Annotated in this window: 13 protein-coding genes; 8 read left to right on the forward strand and 5 right to left on the reverse strand. The window is 72.8% G+C overall.

Annotation, left to right across the window (positions count from 1 at the left end):
* Window positions 1-103 precede the first annotated feature (103 nt).
* Window positions 104-3,016 carry a DEAD/DEAH box helicase gene (locus tag ACH4LD_RS40855; protein WP_398056191.1) on the reverse strand — a complete coding sequence of 971 codons (2,913 nt, stop codon included), beginning with the start codon at window positions 3,014-3,016 and terminating at the stop codon, window positions 104-106.
* Between the two features lie 502 nt (window positions 3,017-3,518).
* Here ACH4LD_RS40855 and ACH4LD_RS40860 point away from each other — a divergent pair.
* On the forward strand, window positions 3,519-4,265 hold the full coding sequence (locus tag ACH4LD_RS40860) for a ferritin-like fold-containing protein (protein WP_398056157.1): 747 nt from the start codon (window positions 3,519-3,521) through the stop codon (window positions 4,263-4,265).
* A 112-nt stretch (window positions 4,266-4,377) separates the two neighbouring features.
* On the opposite strand, the gene ACH4LD_RS40865 is transcribed toward ACH4LD_RS40860, so the two are convergent.
* The 4 genes from ACH4LD_RS40865 to ACH4LD_RS40880 all read right to left on the reverse strand — a co-directional run bounded on the left by ACH4LD_RS40865 (window position 4,378) and on the right by ACH4LD_RS40880 (window position 6,322).
* Entirely contained in the window at window positions 4,378-4,647 is a 270-nt protein-coding gene (locus ACH4LD_RS40865) for a hypothetical protein (RefSeq protein ID WP_103817678.1), read from the reverse strand.
* Window positions 4,648-4,815: 168 nt separating this feature from the next.
* On the reverse strand, window positions 4,816-5,043 hold the full coding sequence (locus tag ACH4LD_RS40870; RefSeq protein WP_212768354.1) for a DUF3107 domain-containing protein: 228 nt from the start codon (window positions 5,041-5,043) through the stop codon (window positions 4,816-4,818).
* 163 nt (window positions 5,044-5,206) lie between these two features.
* A complete protein-coding gene (locus tag ACH4LD_RS40875) occupies window positions 5,207-5,848 on the reverse strand; it encodes a TetR/AcrR family transcriptional regulator (protein ID WP_030649695.1) in 642 nt (213 codons plus the stop codon).
* 240 nt (window positions 5,849-6,088) lie between these two features.
* Window positions 6,089-6,322, reverse strand: coding sequence for a hypothetical protein (locus ACH4LD_RS40880; protein ID WP_103817681.1), 234 nt, complete (start codon window positions 6,320-6,322; stop codon window positions 6,089-6,091).
* 197 nt (window positions 6,323-6,519) lie between these two features.
* Between ACH4LD_RS40880 and ACH4LD_RS40885 the strand changes: the two genes are divergently transcribed.
* The 7 genes from ACH4LD_RS40885 (at window position 6,520) to ACH4LD_RS40915 (ending at window position 14,685) form a co-directional block, all read left to right on the forward strand.
* Window positions 6,520-7,518: an alpha/beta fold hydrolase gene (locus tag ACH4LD_RS40885; RefSeq protein WP_398056156.1), complete on the forward strand. Its 999-nt coding sequence runs from the start codon at window positions 6,520-6,522 to the stop codon at window positions 7,516-7,518.
* A gap of 8 nt (window positions 7,519-7,526) precedes the next feature.
* Window positions 7,527-8,978, forward strand: coding sequence for a DUF3152 domain-containing protein (locus ACH4LD_RS40890; RefSeq protein ID WP_398056155.1), 1,452 nt, complete (start codon window positions 7,527-7,529; stop codon window positions 8,976-8,978).
* Window positions 8,979-9,034: 56 nt separating this feature from the next.
* The gene (locus ACH4LD_RS40895) at window positions 9,035-9,130 is read left to right on the forward strand and encodes an Ms4533A family Cys-rich leader peptide (RefSeq protein ID WP_309550493.1); all 96 of its coding nucleotides are present in this window, start codon (window positions 9,035-9,037) and stop codon (window positions 9,128-9,130) included.
* 191 nt (window positions 9,131-9,321) lie between these two features.
* Complete coding sequence (locus tag ACH4LD_RS40900; protein ID WP_398056154.1) at window positions 9,322-11,040, forward strand: ABC transporter substrate-binding protein; 1,719 nt, start codon at window positions 9,322-9,324, stop codon at window positions 11,038-11,040.
* Between the two features lie 5 nt (window positions 11,041-11,045).
* Window positions 11,046-12,056 (forward strand): ABC transporter permease, encoded by a 1,011-nt coding sequence (locus ACH4LD_RS40905; protein WP_398056153.1) that lies wholly within the window; start codon window positions 11,046-11,048, stop codon window positions 12,054-12,056.
* Window positions 12,053-13,051 (forward strand): ABC transporter permease, encoded by a 999-nt coding sequence (locus tag ACH4LD_RS40910; protein ID WP_132792232.1) that lies wholly within the window; start codon window positions 12,053-12,055, stop codon window positions 13,049-13,051. Before ACH4LD_RS40905 ends, ACH4LD_RS40910 begins: the two co-directional genes overlap by 4 nt.
* Entirely contained in the window at window positions 13,048-14,685 is a 1,638-nt protein-coding gene (locus ACH4LD_RS40915; RefSeq protein WP_398056152.1) for a dipeptide ABC transporter ATP-binding protein, read from the forward strand. The genes ACH4LD_RS40910 and ACH4LD_RS40915 overlap by 4 nt, the downstream gene beginning before the upstream one ends.
* Window positions 14,686-14,961 lie beyond the last annotated feature (276 nt).

The following is a 14,961-nucleotide window of genomic DNA, read 5'->3' on the forward strand; positions in this document are numbered from 1 at the left end:
GCGGGGTGGCGCCAAGTACCTCTGAAGACGCCGATGGCCGGGTCCACTGTCGTGAACCCGGCCATCGGACCGGCACTTACGCTGCCGCACACGCGGCGTGCGGTCAGGCCTCGGGAGCCTCCACGGCCGCCGTGGCCTTACGGGTCCGGCGCGGCTTGGGCGTCGTCTCGACGCTCTCACCGGCCGTCTCGGCAGCGGACGCCGCGGTCTTGCGGGTCCGGCGCCGCGGCTTGACCTCCGGCTCCTCGGTGGCCTGCGCCGGAATCTCCGGAACAGCCGCCTCGGCGACGGCCTTACGGGTGCGTCGCGCCTTGGGAGCGGGGACCGCCTCCCCGTCGACCGCGTCCACGGCCGGGGTGGCCGTCTTGCGGGTGCGGCGCGGCTTGGCCTCGGCCTCAGCCGTCTCCGGCTCGGCAACCGTGGCCTTGCGGGTCCGGCGGGGCTTGGCCTCGGTGGCCTCCGCGGTGTCCACGGCGGCCTCGGCGGCAGCAGTGGTCTTGCGGGTCCGACGCGGCTTGGTCTCCGTGCCCTCGGCGGTGTCGACAGCGACCTCGGCGGCTGCGGTCTTGCGCGTGCGGCGCGGCTTGGCCTCGGCCTCGGGGGCTTCCGGCGCGGCTGCGGCGGTCTTGCGGGTGCGGCGCGGCTTGGCCTCGGCCTCAGCCGTCTCCGGCTCGGCAACCGTGGCCTTGCGGGTCCTGCGCGGCTTGGCCTCGGTCGCCTCAGCGGTGTCCACGGCGGCCTCTGCGGGAGTGGCCGTCTTGCGGGTCCGGCGGGGCTTGGCCTCGGCCTCAGCCGTTTCCGGCTCGGCAACCGTGGCCTTGCGGGTGCGGCGCGGCTTGGCCTCGGTCGCTTCCGCGGTGTCCACGGCGGCCTCGGCGGCTGCGGCGGTCTTCCGGGTCCGGCGGGGCTTGACCTCGGCCTCGGCCTCAGGGGCGTCGGGCGTGGCCGGCTCCGCCGCCTTGCGGGTACGGCGGGGCTTCACCTCGGTGGCCTCGGCCGTCTCCGGCTCGGCAGCCGCGGTCTTGCGCGTGCGGCGGGGCTTGGCCTCGGCCTCGGGGGCTTCCGGCGCGGCTGCGGCCGTCTTGCGGGTGCGGCGCGGCTTGGCCTCGGTCGCTTCCGCGGTGTCCACGGCGGCCTCGGCGGCAGCCGCGGTCTTCCGGGTTCGGCGGGGCTTGGCCTCGGTGGCCTCGGCCGTGTCCAGCGCCGCCTCCGCCGGGGTGGCGGGCTCGGCCGCCTTGCGGGTGCGGCGACGCGGCTTGGTCTCCGCGGCCGGGGCGGCCTCGGCGGCGGGCTCCGCCACCGGGGTGTCCGCGATCACGGGCGAGGTGACGGGCTCGGCCACCGGGGCCTTGGCCTCGGTCTGCTCGGTCGCCGGGGTCTCGGCCTGAGCCGGGGCCAGGGCGGACTCGGTCACCGGGGCCTCGGTCACCGGGGACTCGGCCTGGGCCGACCGGCGGGTGCGGCGGCGGCGCGGCTTCTCCGGGGTGTCGAGGGCAGCGGGGCCCTCGGCCGTGGTCACCGTCTCGACGGCGGCCTCGGGGGCCGTCGTCGGCGTGGCTGCGGCCGTCACCGGCTCCGCCGACGCTCCGCCGCGAGTACGGCGACGGCGACGCGGGGTCCGGGTCGCGGCCTGCGTCTCCTCCGTACCGGAGGTCTCCGTGGCGGGCGCGGCCGGGGAGGCGTCCAGCGGGGTGCCACCGCGCGTGCGGCGACGGCGGCGCGGCGTACGCGCCGGACGCTCGCGCTCGGCCGGGGCCGACTCGGCACGGCCACCGCGGCCGTCCCGGCCGTCCCGGCCACCACGGCCGCGACCGCCCCGTCCGCCGGTCTCGCCCAGGTCCTCCAGCTCCTCCGCGTCCAGCCCGGCACGGGTCCGCGCGGCGCGGGGCAGGGTGCCCTTGGTGCCCTCGGGGATGCCGAGGTCGGAGAACAGGTGCGGGGAGCTCGAATACGTCTCCACCGGGTCGTTGAAGTCCAGCTCCAGCGCCTTGTTGATGAGCTGCCAGCGCGGGATGTCGTCCCAGTCGACGAACGTGATCGCCGTACCCTTGGCGCCCGCGCGGCCGGTGCGGCCGACGCGGTGCAGGTACGTCTTCTCGTCCTCGGGGGACTGGTAGTTGATGACGTGGGTCACGCCCTCGACGTCGATGCCGCGCGCGGCGACGTCGGTGCAGACGAGGACGTCGACCTTGCCGTTGCGGAAGGCCCGCAGGGCCTGCTCGCGGGCGCCCTGGCCGAGGTCGCCGTGGACCGCGCCGGAGGCGAACCCGCGGCGCTGGAGCTGCTCGGCGATGTCGGCGGCCGTGCGCTTGGTACGGCAGAAGATCATCGCCAGCCCGCGGCCCTCGGCCTGGAGGATGCGGGCGACCATCTCCGGCTTGTCCATGTTGTGCGCGCGGTAGACGAACTGCTTGATGTTCGCGACCGTGGCGCCCTCGTCGTCCGGCGCGGTGGCGCGGATGTGGGTGGGCCGGGACATGTAGCGGCGGGCGAGACCGATGACCGCACCCGGCATCGTGGCCGAGAACAGCATCGTCTGGCGCTTGGCCGGCAGCATGTTGACGATCTTCTCGACGTCGGGCAGGAAGCCCAGGTCGAGCATCTCGTCGGCCTCGTCGAGGACCAGGCACTTGACGTGCTTCAGGTCGAGCTTCTTCTGGCCCGCGAGGTCGAGCAGCCGGCCCGGGGTGCCGACGACCACGTCGACGCCCTTCTTCAGGGCTTCCACCTGGGGCTCATAGGCCCGGCCGCCGTAGATCGCGACCACGCGCACGTTACGGACCTTGCCGGCCGTCAGCAGGTCGTTGGTGACCTGGGTGCACAGCTCGCGCGTGGGGACGACGACGAGCGCCTGCGGGGCGTCCGTGAGGGCCTCGGGGGCGGCGCGCCCGGCCTCGACGTCGGCGGGGACGGTGACGCGCTCAAGGAGCGGAAGACCGAAGCCCAGCGTCTTGCCGGTGCCGGTCTTGGCCTGGCCGATGACATCCGTGCCGGAGAGGGCGACGGGGAGTGTCATCTCCTGGATGGGGAAGGGGGTGGTGATGCCGACGGCCTCCAGGGCCTCGGCGGTCTCGGGGAGGATTCCGAGTTCTCGAAACGTCGTAGTCAGGGTGCTGCCTCTTCTGTGTGCGCGGTGCGAGGCGAGCGAGCGGGGGTCATGTCTGACCGTGCCGGGGACGTCGGCTGCCGTACGGACGAGCCACTCGGGCAAGCCGTATGACACGGGACCTCTGCCGACGCTCTAGCGCTCGTACCGCTGAGGGTCCCTCCTGTCGTCGTACGATCACTGCCGTACGGCCTTGGAGGGCTGTCGGGTCGGAGCCGATCGGGCCACCGACCGGGCATCCTCATGCGTGCGGCCTGTCGGGAACGTCGAACATCGTCGACGCACTCTGGCAGGCGCATTACCACCATACCCCGGAATCGCGCACATGCGATGGCCGATTTGGTCACGTAGTCGTGGTCACACTCGTTGACCAGGGCTTGAGCGGGGCGTCGAGCGGGCTATTGTGCGCCTCATGACTAGCTCTGACAAGCCTGAGAACGCGTCCGCCGAACCCGCCGAACCCACCGGTGTCGCCGCCCAGGACTGGGCGCAGGCGTCCGCCGACCCGCAGTACCGCGCCGCGGTCGTGGATCTGCTCGGCGCTCTCGCGTACGGGGAGCTGGCGGCGTTCGAGCGGCTCGCGGAGGACGCCAAGCTGGCGCCGACCCTCGCGGACAAGGCGGAGCTGGCGAAGATGGCCTCGGCCGAGTTCCACCACTTCGAACAGCTGCGGGACCGGCTGACCGAGATCGGCGAGGAGCCCACGGCCGCGATGGACCCGTTCGTCGCCGCGCTCGACGGCTTCCACCGGCAGACCGCGCCCTCGGACTGGCTGGAGGGCCTGGTCAAGGCGTACGTCGGCGACTCGATCGCGAGCGACTTCTACCGGGAGGTCGCGGCCCGGCTCGACTCCGACACGCGCGAGCTGGTGCTCGCCGTCCTCGACGACACCGGGCACGCCGGGTTCGCGGTGGAGAAGGTGCGGGCCGCCATCGACGCCGACCCGCGCGTGGGCGGCCGGCTGGCGCTGTGGGCGCGGCGGCTGATGGGGGAGGCGCTGTCGCAGTCCCAGCGGGTGGTGGCCGACCGGGACGCGCTGTCCACGATGCTGGTGGGCGGGGTGGCCGACGGGTTCGACCTCGCCGAGGTCGGCAGGATGTTCTCGCGGATCACCGAGGCGCACACGAAGCGGATGGCCGCGCTGGGCCTGGCGGCCTAGCGCTTCGTCGGGGGCGGTTGCGGGGTGCTGCGCGGCCGCGGGTGCGTCGTGGTTGATCGCGCAGTTCCCCGCGCCCCTTGCGGGGCGCCCGGCTCCGGCCCGCTGGAAGGGCTCAGGCCGTCGCTGATCGGCGGCGGAGGCGGCCCGCGGGGCGGAGCAGCAGGGACAGGGACGCGACCGAGATCACCGCGGCGCCCAGGAGGCTCAGCAGGGCCGTGCCGGGGCCCAGGGCGGTGTGGGTGACGAAGTCACCGAAGAGGGCTCCGGCGATGCCCGTGCAGAACACCAGCGGGCGGGCCGGCAGCCGGTGGGCGAGGCGTTGGGCCGCCGCCCAGGCGAGGATCAGACCGAGCACGGCGGAGCCGAGTGCTTCGAGGATCATGTCGGGGGTCCCTCCCACGGCCGGTCTGGCTCGACGGTCGTAGCCCGTCATACCCGTGACCTGCGGATTGCAATCCTGCCCTGTGAGGGACCTGTGCTCCATCCGTGTGCACGTCACGCGGAAGGGCCCGGCGGCACACGGCCGCCGGGCCCTTCTCACGACTGCGGCCTAGAGCGCGCCGAACCCGACCTTGCGCACGGTCGGCTCGCCGATGTCCACGTACGCCAGACGGTCCGTCGGCACGAGGACCTTGCGGCCCTTCTCGTCCTGGAGGCTGAGCAGCCCCGTCTTGCCGGTCAGCGCCTCGGCAACCACGCGCTCAAGCTCCTCGGCGCTCTGACCGCTCTCCAGAACGATCTCGCGGGGCGCGTGCTGCACGCCGATCTTGACCTCCACGGCTATGTCCCTCCGACGGTCAGTGATGTGCGCGATCTTCCGCGCCCTACGCTGCACACATTAGCCCGGTGAGGGGGGCGTACACGCTGCGGGCCCGAACGCCAGGAGCGAACACCGCACGGGAACAAACGGCCGTCAGTGGTGCTCGCTGCCGTGCAGGCCGTCAGTGGTGCTCGCTGCCGTGCAGCGGGAAACCGGCGATGCCGCGCCAGGCCAGCGAGGTCAGCAGCTGCACCGCCTGGTCGCGCGGCACGCTGCGGTCGCTGTGCAGCCAGGAGCGGGCGACCACCTGGGCGAGTCCGCCGAGACCGGAGGCGAGCAGCATCGACTCCGCGCGCGAGAGGCCGGTGTCCTCGGCGATGACGTCGCAGATCGCCTCGGCGCACTCGTTGGTGACCTTGTCCACGCGCTCGCGCACCGCGGGCTCGTTCGTGAGGTCCGACTCGAAGACCAGGCGGAAGGCGCCGCCGTCGTCCTCCACGTAGGCGAAGTAGGCGTCCATCGTCGCCCGGACGCGCTGCTTGTTGTCGGTCGTCGACGCCAGCGCGCCGCGCACCGCCTGGATCAGCGACTCGCAGTGCTGGTCCAGCAGGGCGAGGTAGAGGTCGAGCTTGCCGGGGAAGTGCTGGTAGAGCACCGGCTTGCTCACGCCGGCCCGCTCGGCGATGTCGTCCATCGCCGCCGCGTGGTACCCCTGCGCGACGAAGACCTCCTGGGCGGCGCCCAGCAACTGGTTCCGCCGGGCCCGGCGCGGCAGCCGGGTGCCCCGTGGGCGTGCCGCCTCAGTTTGCTCGATGGCTGTCACGCCGCCTCCCAAAGTCGTCCACATGCGGTGTCGGCCGCGCGGCCATCGTACTTTTCGGTAACCGTGGTGTGCGCGGTGCGAGCGCAGAATTTCACGTACCGGACGGATGGCGAAAGCCGTACGGCCCGCCGAACAGGGTCGGGCGGGGGCATGCGGTCCTGCGAGGTCAGCCGTGGGCCGCCCCTCGACGGCGCACGTGATCGCCCCTCGCCGACGCGGCGGTGGCCGTCCTCGGCGCGGCTAGCGGTAGTCGTCCTCGTCGAGCGAGACCACGCGTGCCTGTTCGACGAGATCGGCCTCGTTCCCGCGCGCGGGGTCCACTCCGGTCAGGGGGTCGTCACGGTCCGGCGCGATGTCCGCGTGCTGCTCGGCGGCGTCCACCTCGGGCGCCTCGACGTCCCTCTCCACTGCCGCGTCGGCCTCCAGGTCCTCGATGTCCTCGATCGCGTCGGGTTCGGTGGGGTCATAGGCCATGGTGGGCTCCCTTCCTACGAACGTCCCTGGAAGCGGCAGGGGCCACACGCGGGTGCCCTCTGTACGAGCCTAGGAGACGGCTGATCCGGACGCCATGCCGTCGGGCCCGTTCGGTGCCCGGTTCTCCGGATCCGCACGGTTCAGTCTGTGACGGCGAACACATCAATCGTGACGTGATCACCTCGTAACATTGCCGCATGTCTTCGACCGAGTCGCCCTCCGTGCCGGCCGCCAGTGTGCTCCCCAGGGTGGCGCCCGTCCGGGTCGGCGAGGGCGAGCGGCTGCGGTCCGTGGGCCTGCCCGGCGTCACCCTGACGGTCCGTTCCCGGCCCCCCGCGCGCGAGGACCTGCCGCGCGCGCTGTACGTGCACGGGCTCGGCGGCTCCTCGCAGAACTGGTCGTCGCTCATGGCCGAGCTGGACGGCGTCGTCGACAGCGAGGCGCTCGACCTCCCGGGCTTCGGCGACTCCCCGCCCCCGGACGACGGCGACTACTCCGTCACCGGGCACGCGCGCGCGGTGATCCGCTACCTCGACGCGGTCGGCCGCGGCCCGGTCCACCTCTTCGGCAACTCGCTGGGCGGCGCGGTCGCCACGCGCGTCGCGGCCGTACGCCCCGACCTGGTCCGCACGCTCACGCTCGTCTCGCCCGCGCTGCCCGAGCTGCGGGTGCAGCGCAGCGCGGTGCCGACCGCCCTGCTCGGCGTACCGGGCATCGCCGCGCTCTTCACCCGGCTCACCAGGGAGTGGACGGCCGAGCAGCGCGTACGCGGTGTCATGGCGCTCTGCTACGGCGACCCGGGGCGGGTCTCGCCGGAGGCGTTCCGGTACGCCGTGGAGGAACTGGAGCGGCGGCAGCGGCTGCCGTACTTCTGGGACGCGATGACCCGCTCCGCGCGCGGGATCGTCAACGCCTACACGCTCGGAGGGCAGCACGGGCTGTGGCGCCAGGCCGAGCGGGTGCTGGCCCCCACGCTGCTGATCTACGGCGGCAGGGACCAGCTCGTCGGCTTCCGCATGGCCCGCAAGGCCGCGCGCGCCTTCCGCGACTCCCGGCTGCTGTCCCTGCCGGACGCCGGGCACGTGGCGATGATGGAGTACCCCGACGTGGTGGCGGGCGCGTTCCGGGAGCTGCTGGCGCACACGGCCGGCGCCGGCGAGGGCGCCCACGCCGCCGTCACGGACGCGAGGAGCTGAGGTCCGGGGTGGGACGCCACAGCCGCCGCGGACCGGCCCCGAAGGGCGAATCCGCGGACATAGCCGCACGGCGGGGGGAGCGCCGCGGCGCGCGCTCCGAGGACGGGCGCGCTGCGCGCGCGGAGGGCGACAGGGGCGACGGGGGCAGCGCGGCCCGGCTGCCGGGAGGCGGCCCCGCGGGTGCGTCTCGCCCGTCCGACGGCACTCCGGCGCGCGGTGTGCCGAGGGTCGCCGACGGCACCCCGGCGCAGGGTGTGCCGAGGTTTGCGGACGGTACGCCGGCGCGGGGGGTACCGGGGGTCGCCGACGGCACCCCGGCCCACGGCGTGCCGGGGTTTCCCGGTGGCGCGTCGGCGCGCGGTGCGCGAGGTGGGCATCCCGAGCAGCGGGAAGCCGGCGGGGGCTGGGGGGAGTTCGCCGGACGGCGGGCGGGAACCGGCGGGCCCGGTGTCGTGTTGCCCCGGCAGCGACAGGCGGAACCGGGCGCCCCGGGTCCGGGCGGGGCGCGGCGCCGCTCCGGGCCCCGGCAGGAGTACCTGGAAGCTTTCGACGGCTCCGACGGCTCCGACGGCTCCGGCGGCTGTGGAGACGGCCCGCGGGACACCGGGAACGCCGAGGCCCCGGCGCCCCGCGCCGGTGTGCCCGCGCAACGCGGCGGGACCAAGGGGTGGGCGTTCACCGGCATCGCCGCGGCCGCCGTCACCACCGTGCTCGCGGTGGTCGTCGCCGGACAGGTGACCAAGGGGCAGGACGACACCGGTGCGCGGTCGCGGTCGGCCGCCGACCAGGCCGGTGAGGCGCGTCTCCCGGGTGACCTGTCGGGTGCGCCGACGCCTTCCGCCGCACCGAGCGCCGTGACGCTGACGTACGACCAGAAGATGGGCCTGAAGTACCCGCTCGGCGCCACGTCGAAGGGCTCGGGGAGGTTCGACACCGTGCCCGGGTTCGACAAGGCACCCGGCGCCGGGCAGAAGTACCGGTACCGCGTCGACGTGGAGAAGGGGCTCGCACTGGACGGCGCGCTGTTCGCCGAGGCCGTGCAGCGGACCCTGAACGACAAGCGAAGCTGGGCCCACGGCGGCGCCCTCACCTTCGAGCGGGTCTCCTCCGGCAAGCCGGACTTCGTGATCACGCTGGCCAGCCCCGGCACCACGGCGAAGTGGTGCGCCAAGTCGGGCCTGGACACCACGGAGGACAACGTTTCCTGCGACTCGGCCGCGACCGAACGCGTCATGATCAATGCGTACCGGTGGGCTCAGGGAAGCAAGACGTACGGTGACCGGATCCATGCGTACCGGCAAATGTTGATCAACCACGAAGTCGGCCACCGGCTCGGCCACGGACACGTCAGCTGCCAGAAGGACGGCGAGTTGGCGCCCGTCATGCAGCAGCAGACCAAGTTCCTGGACCACGACGGGATCCACTGCCGGCCCAACCCGTGGCCTTACCCCGGTAGTTGACAGGCACCGCTTATGTCACATTGACATCAGCCTCATGGTCGTCCATATTTCTGCCCATGTGGTCTAGTCATGCCGTCTGCAGCAGCGCCGCCATCGAGCTGGCGCTCATCGGCGTGACCGCACTCTGCGTGGCCGACATCCACTGTCGCTGACGCCGCCTCCCCGGCGTTCGCGTCGCGACCGTTTCCTCCCTTTCGTCCGTGACCGTGTCACGGATTTTTTCGACGACCCGACGCCGGGGCCGACGTCTGTCCGCAGACGTCTCACTCCTCGTCCACATGTCTCATCAGTCGAGAAACCCTCGACCAACCCCGCCACGTCACCCCGAGAGGTCGTCATTCCGATGCGTCAACCGTCCGTCATAGCGCGCCGCGTGGCAGCGGCATCCGTCAGCCTGGTCGTGGCAGCGGGCGCCGCCGCCTGCGGCCCGGAGGACAACGATGCCAAGGGCTCGGGTGGCGACTCCACGCCCCACAAGGGCGGCACGCTCACGGTCCTGAACTCCCAGCCGCAGTCCGACTTCGACCCCGCGCGCCTGTACACCTCCGGCGGTGGAAACGTTCCCTCGCTGGTCTTCCGCACCCTCACCACGCGCAACCGGGAGAACGGCGCGGCCGGCGCCAAGGTCGTCCCCGACCTCGCCACCGACACCGGGCGCCCCAACAAGGACGCGACCGTGTGGACGTACACCCTGAAGAAGGGCCTGAAGTACGAGGACGGCACGCCGATCACCTCGGCCGACATCAAGTACGGCATCGAGCGCTCCTTCGCCCCCGAACTCTCCGGCGGCGCCCCCTACCTGCGGGACTGGCTGGTCGGTGCCGCCGACTACCAGGGGCCGTACAAGGACAAGAAGGGCCTGTCCGCGATCGAGACGCCGGACTCCCGGACGATCGTCTTCCACCTGAACAAGCCCGAGGGCGAGTTCCCGTACCTCGCCACGCAGACGCAGTTCACCCCGGTGCCCAAGAGCAAGGACACCGGCACCAAGTACGAGTCGCACCCGGTCTCGTCCGGCCCGTACAAGGTCGTGAAGAACGAGAACGACGGCGAGCACCTCGTCCTGGAGCGCAACACGCAGTGGTCGGCGGCGACCGACCAGGAGCGCAAGGCGTACCCGGACCGCATCGACGTGCGTTCCGGCCTGGACTCCTCGGTGATCAACCAGCGGCTGTCCGCGTCCCAGGGTGCGGACGCCGCCGCCGTCACCACGGACACCAACCTCGGTCCGGCCGAACTCGCCAAGGTGACCGGCGACAAGGAACTGGCCGCGCGCGTGGGCACCGGCCACTTCGGCTACACGAACTACCTCGCCTTCAACCCGAAGGTGAAGCCGTTCGACAATCCCAAGGTGCGTCAGGCCGTCGCCTACGCCATCGACCGGTCCTCCGTGGTCAACGCGGCCGGCGGCAGCGCCCTCGCCGAGCCCGCCACCACCTTCCTGCCGAACCAGAAGTCCTTCGGCTACACGCCGTACGACCCGTTCCCGGCGGGCGCCTCCGGCAACCCGGCGAAGGCCAAGGAGCTGCTGAAGCAGGCCGGCTACGCGGGCGGCCTCACCATCACGCTGACCCACTCCAACAGCAAGGACTTCGAGACCAGCCCGGAGATCGCCACGGCCGTCCAGGACGCGCTCAAGAAGGCCGGCATCACCGTCAAGCTGCAGGGCCTGGAGGACAACGACTACCGGGACAAGATCCACAGCGTGAAGACCGAGCCCGGTCTCTTCCTCGCCCACTGGGGTGCCGACTGGCCCTCCGGCGGCCCCTTCCTCGCCCCCATCTTCGACGGCCGGCAGATCGTCAAGGACGGAGCGAACTTCAACACGGGCCAGCTCAACGACAAGTCGGTCAATGACGAGATTGACGCGATCAACAAGTTGACCGACCTTGACGCCGCCGCACAGCGCTGGGGCGCACTGGACAAGAAGATCGGTGACAAGGCCCTCGTCGTGCCGCTGTTCCACCCGGTCTACAAGCGCCTGTACGGCAAGGACGTCAAGAACATCGTCATCAGCGACTGGACCGGCGTCCTGGACATCTCCCAGGTCGCGGTGAAGTAGCGCCGATGAGCGAGGCACTCGCCGTCGTCGAGACCGCCGGGACGGGCACCTCCGTCCCGGCGGTCTCGGGGGCACGTCAGTTCTGGCGGCGGCTGCGGGCGCAGCGCGCCGCCCTGGTCGCCGCGGCCGTCGTCGCGCTGCTCGTCCTGGTCGCGCTCGCCGCGCCGCTGCTCACCGCGCTGGAGGGCCAGGACCCCACCACCTACCACCCGACCCTGATCGACTCCGCGCGCGGGGGCGTGCCCATCGGCTCCTTCGGCGGCGTCGGCGCCGACCACTGGCTGGGCGTCGAGCCACAGACCGGACGGGACATGTTCGCCCGGCTCGTCTACGGGGCGCGGGTGTCGCTGGGCGTGGCGCTCGCGGCGACGGTGGTCCAGGTCGCCATCGGGGTCACGGCCGGCGTGGCCTCCGCGCTCGGCAACCGATGGGTTGATCAACTGTTGAGCCGGGCCACGGACATCATCGTCTCGATGCCCTTGATGATCATGTCATTGGCACTGCTGGCCATCGTGCCCTCCAGCTTCCCCCGGCCGGTCCTGGTCACCCTGGTGATCGGCCTGATCGCCTGGGGCAACATCGCGAAGATCGTGCGGGCCCAGACCCTCTCCCTCAAGGGCCTCGACTACGTCTCCGCCGCCCGGCTGAGCGGCTGGGGCACCTGGCGGATCGCGCGCCGCGAACTCCTGCCCGGTCTCGCCGCGCCCGTCATCACGTACGCCGCGCTGCTGGTGCCCACGAACATCTCCGTCGAGGCGGCGCTGTCCTTCCTCGGCGTCGGCGTGAAGCCGCCCACCCCGTCGTGGGGCCAGATGCTGACCGCCGCGGACGTCTGGTACCAGGCGGCACCCCAGTACCTGCTGCTGCCGGCCGGCGCCCTGTTCGTCACCGTTCTCGCCCTCACCGTCCTCGGCGACGGCGTGCGCACCGCCCTCGACCCGCGCGCCGCCTCCCGCCTGCGCGTAGGCACCGGCCGCAAGGACACCGGCGCTACCGAGAAGGAGGTCTCCGCATGAGCGGCTTCGGTGGATTCCTGCTGCGCCGTGCGGCCGGCGCGGTCGTCACCCTGCTCGCCATCTCGGTGATCGTCTACGTCGTCTTCTACGTCACCCCCGGCAACGTCGCCCAGATCACCTGCGGCCCGCGTTGCTCTCCGGAACAGGTGCACCAGGTCGCCGAGCAGCTCAAGCTGGGCGACCCCCTCTACCTGCGCTACTGGCACTTCCTCCAGGGGCTGTTCGTCGGCCAGGACTTCTCCACGGGCACCTCCGTCGAGCACTGCGCCGCGCCCTGCCTGGGGCAGTCGTACCAGACCGACCAGCAGGTCCTGGACATCATCATGGCGAAGCTGCCGGTCAGTGTGTCGCTGGTCCTCGGCGCCATGGTGCTGTGGCTCCTCCTCGGCATCGGCACCGGTGTGCTGTCCGCCTGGCGACGCGGCCGGGTCTCCGAGCGCGTGCTGACCGCCGTCACCCTCGCGGGCACGGCCACGCCCGTCTTCGTCATCGGCCTCGTGCTGATGATCGTCGTCTGCGGCGAACTGCGACTGCTGCCCTTCCCGCAGTACGTGAACTTCTCGGACGACCCCGAGCAATGGGCGTGGAACCTCCTGCTGCCCTGGCTCTCGCTCGCCCTGATCGAGGCGGCGGCCTTCGCCCGCCTCACCCGCGCGGCCATGCTGGAGACGCTTGCCGAGGACCACATCCGCACCTTCCGCGCGTACGGCGTCGCGGAGCGCTCCATCGTCGGTCGGCACGCCCTGCGCGGCGCCCTCGCGCCCGTGATCGCGCTGAACGCCAACAACGTGGGCTCCGCCGTCGGCGGCGCCGTCCTCACCGAGACCCTCTTCGGTCTGCCCGGCATCGGCCAGGAGCTGGTGCACGCGGTGAAGGTCGTCGACCTGCCGGTGGTCGTCGGCATGGTCCTGGTGACCGGCTTCTTCGTGGTCCTCGCCAACGCCGTCGCGGACGTCCTGTACGCGGTGGCCGACCGACGGGTGGTGCTCGCATGAGCCTGGTGGAAGCGACGGACGCGAGCGTGGAAGCGGCGGACGGCACCCTGGTGGACGTGACGGACCTGACCGTCGAGTTCGGCGCCCTGCGCGCCGTCGACGGGCTCTCCTTCCGCCTGGCGAAGGGCGCCGCCCTGGCCCTGGTCGGCGAGTCCGGCTCCGGCAAGTCCACGGTCGCGGGTGCCCTGCTGGGCCTGCACCGGGGCACCGGGGCCCGGGTCGGCGGCTCGGTGCGGGTGGCCGGCACCGACGTGCAGGCGGCCTCCGACGAGGAGCTGCGCCGGCTGCGCGGCGCCAAGGCCGCCATGGTCTTCCAGGACCCGCTGTCCTCGCTCGACCCGTACTACGCCATCGGCGACCAGATCGCCGAGGTCCATCGCGTCCACACGCGCGTGTCGCGCCGTGCCGCACGCGCGCGTGCCGTCGAGGTGCTGGAGCGGGTCGGAATCCCGGACGCGGCACGGCGGTCCCGGTCCCGGCCGCACGAGTTCAGCGGCGGCATGCGCCAGCGCGCCCTCATCGCCATGGCCCTCGCCTGCGAGCCCGACCTGCTGATCGCCGACGAGCCGACCACCGCCCTCGACGTCACCGTCCAGGCGCAGATCCTCGACCTGCTGCACGGGCTGCGCGAGGAGACCGGCATGGGCCTGCTGCTCGTCACCCACGACGTGGGCGTGGCCGCCGAGAGCGTGGACGACGTCCTCGTCATGCGGCACGGCCGGGCCGTCGAGCGCGGCCCGGTCGGCGCGATCCTCACGGCACCCGCAGAGCCGTACACCCGGGAGCTGCTCGACGCAGTCCCGCGCGTGGACGCCCGCCGCACCGGCTCACCGGCCGGCGACGAGGTCGTGCTGGAGGCCACCGGCGTGCGGCGCGAGTTCGGGCGCGGCAAGCGGGCGTTCGCGGCCGTGGACGACGTCTCGGTGACCGTCCGGCGCGGGGAGACCCTCGGGGTGGTCGGCGAGAGCGGCAGCGGCAAGACCACGCTCGGCCGCATGCTCGTCGGGCTGCTGGAACCGACCGCCGGGGAGATCCGCTACGAAGGACGCCCGCACACCGGCGTGAACCCGTCCGTCCAGATGGTCTTCCAGGACCCCGTCTCCTCCCTCAACCCGCGTCGCAGCGTGGGCGAGTCCATCGCCGACCCGCTCCGCGCGCGCGGCGAACAGGACGAGGAGCGCATCCGGGGGCGCGTGACCGAACTGCTGGAGCGGGTGGGGCTCGAAGGGGCGCACTACGACCGGTACCCGCACGAGTTCAGCGGCGGGCAACGCCAGCGGATCGGCATCGCGCGGGCGCTCGCCGCCGAGCCGCGCGCCATCGTCTGCGACGAGCCCGTCTCCGCGCTCGACGTCACCACGCAGGCTCAGGTGGTCGCCCTGCTCGGCGAACTGCAGCGGGAACTCGGCCTCGCGCTGGTCTTCATCGCGCACGACCTCGCCGTCGTCCGCCAGGTCAGCGACCGGGTCGCGGTGATGCGGCGCGGCCGGCTCGTCGAGTACGGGCCCGCCGACGAGGTGTACGACAGCCCCCGCGAGCCGTACACCAAGCAGCTGCTGGCCGCCGTACCCGCGCTCGACCCGGACCTGGCGGCCCGGCGGCGCGCCGCCCGGCGCCAACCGGCAGCGGTGTAGCGGTGCGGCGCCTCGCCGGTCGGCGCGGGCCGCGCCCCGGGTCGGCGTAACGTTTCGCGCTCGGACGATCACTGTCTGATCCCTTAGCGCGACGGAACGCGACCCGCACGCGAAAGTTACGACCGTTCACCCCTTTTGGTGGGGGGGGGGGGCACCCCCCCGCCCCCCCCCCCCCCCCCCCCCCCCACGGGGCGGGCGCCGGCGGCGGCCGCCCCCCGGGGGGGGGCCGGGGGCGCCCCGCCGCGGGCCCCCCCCCCGCCCCCCCCCCCCCCCCCC

Source organism: Streptomyces sp. NPDC017676 (genome assembly GCF_044329325.1).
Taxonomy (GTDB): Bacteria; Actinomycetota; Actinomycetes; order Streptomycetales; family Streptomycetaceae; genus Streptomyces.

Bases quoted from the DNA above. Each gene is read 5' to 3' on its own strand.
- ACH4LD_RS40855 (WP_398056191.1), bottom strand. From the start codon at position 3,016: ATGACACTCCCCGTCGCCCTCTCCGGCACGGATGTCATCGGCCAGGCC.
- ACH4LD_RS40860 (WP_398056157.1), top strand. From the start codon at position 3,519: ATGACTAGCTCTGACAAGCCTGAGAACGCGTCCGCCGAACCCGCCGAA.
- ACH4LD_RS40865 (WP_103817678.1), bottom strand. From the start codon at position 4,647: ATGATCCTCGAAGCACTCGGCTCCGCCGTGCTCGGTCTGATCCTCGCC.
- ACH4LD_RS40880 (WP_103817681.1), bottom strand. From the start codon at position 6,322: ATGGCCTATGACCCCACCGAACCCGACGCGATCGAGGACATCGAGGAC.
- ACH4LD_RS40885 (WP_398056156.1), top strand. From the start codon at position 6,520: ATGTCTTCGACCGAGTCGCCCTCCGTGCCGGCCGCCAGTGTGCTCCCC.
- ACH4LD_RS40895 (WP_309550493.1), top strand. From the start codon at position 9,035: ATGTGGTCTAGTCATGCCGTCTGCAGCAGCGCCGCCATCGAGCTGGCG.
- ACH4LD_RS40900 (WP_398056154.1), top strand. From the start codon at position 9,322: ATGCGTCAACCGTCCGTCATAGCGCGCCGCGTGGCAGCGGCATCCGTC.
- ACH4LD_RS40905 (WP_398056153.1), top strand. From the start codon at position 11,046: ATGAGCGAGGCACTCGCCGTCGTCGAGACCGCCGGGACGGGCACCTCC.
- ACH4LD_RS40910 (WP_132792232.1), top strand. From the start codon at position 12,053: ATGAGCGGCTTCGGTGGATTCCTGCTGCGCCGTGCGGCCGGCGCGGTC.
- ACH4LD_RS40915 (WP_398056152.1), top strand. From the start codon at position 13,048: ATGAGCCTGGTGGAAGCGACGGACGCGAGCGTGGAAGCGGCGGACGGC.